This window comes from Flammeovirga sp. OC4 (assembly GCF_000812565.1).
Taxonomy (GTDB): domain Bacteria; phylum Bacteroidota; class Bacteroidia; order Cytophagales; family Flammeovirgaceae; genus Flammeovirga.
In genome coordinates this window covers 1-1,398 of sequence record NZ_JTAM01000132.1, presented here as the reverse complement: position 1 = coordinate 1,398, position 1,398 = coordinate 1, and the positions used below count along the sequence as shown (strand labels likewise).

Annotated in this window: 1 protein-coding gene; it reads left to right on the top strand. The window is 38.6% G+C overall.

Going from position 1 to position 1,398, the window contains the following annotated elements; all coding sequences use genetic code 11:
- Positions 1 to 1,398: phage minor head protein (locus tag PL77_RS29385; RefSeq protein WP_044213470.1), on the top strand; the 1,398-nt coding region annotated here is incomplete at both ends.

Genomic DNA, 1,398 nt, shown 5'->3' with positions numbered 1-1,398 from the left:
TGTAAAAGAATTACTCAATACGCATGAAATTCCTTCAGAATGGATTAGCACGAATTTCAATATTCCTATTGAAGGCAAAAAGGAAGTACATGCAAATTTTCAGAAAGGGAGTAATGAACAAAAAGCATTACTCCCTAACAAGGATTTAAAAGCGGTTTATACGCCTATTAATAAGCAATTAAACCTTCCACAATACCCTAAACAGGATTGTTGCAGTGGTGTTCAAAACAGTGAGTTTTCCGAGTCGGAGGAAATCAAAAAAGTGACAGCAGACATTCTGAAGGCATATAAAAAAGGGAAAGAGCTTTCAATGGCTGATAAACATGCATACTTGTTAGGAGTAGCTACCGCAAAGGAATTGTACCAGGCACTTCTTTCGGAATGGAATGACAGGCTCAAAAAAGTACATAAGGTCTATGATGCTCCAGACCATAAAGCGGTGATGGCAATGGAAACAAATTTATTTCATTTCAGCTTTGCAAAAAGTAATTCCGCATTAATAGAACTGAACAATCTATTAGTACAGGAAGATGGCAAAGTAACTCCATACGAAGATTTCCGCTATGAAGCCAAGAAGTTACTATCAAGGTACAACAGAAACTATTTGAAAGCAGAGTACAACAAAGCGGTGGCAGTAGGACAAAATGCATCATCCTATTTTGAAATGATGGACAATGAAACAAAGTCCGCTTATCCTTATGCACAATACACAACAATAGGAGACAGCAGAGTCAGAGACAAGCACCGCCTGCTTGATGGGTTGATCTTCAAGAAAGACGAAACCTCTTGGAGAAAGTTTGTGCCTCCAAATGATTGGGGGTGCCGATGCGAAATAGTAGACTATACCGATGGTTTTCCTCCAGAAGTCAACAAAGGAAGTGATGCTATTGCTCTTCTAGGAGAGGATTATGACAAGATGAAAAAACAGGGCTTTGCAATCAACTTTGCCGATCAGAAAGAAGTGTTTACGCAAAATCAGCTTTACATCAAAAATTGGGAAATCGGGAATACTATCAATGAACTCAATGCAAAAACCTTTGACAGAAAGAAAGTGGAAGACTTAATGAAAGCCTCCAATAGTACACTCCCTTTTGACCAAAGTATCAATGAAGACGGCATTGCAGATCTATTCAAAGAAGACGCAGTACTAAAAGGAATGCCCTTCAGGGACTACAACGGTAGGCTTTTAAAGCTGACTTCAAAAGACTTTAAACGTCATACAAAAGGGAAATATATTAAAACTCCTCAATTGAGGCATCAGTTATTCCACCTGATTGAGGAGGTTTTAAACCACCCAGATGAGGTGTGGCTTTACAACTTAAACCAAGGTAGACCGATGAACAACAGGTATGTGAAGTTTTATCAGGACAGAGTGATGATAGTAGAAACAGAAATTTC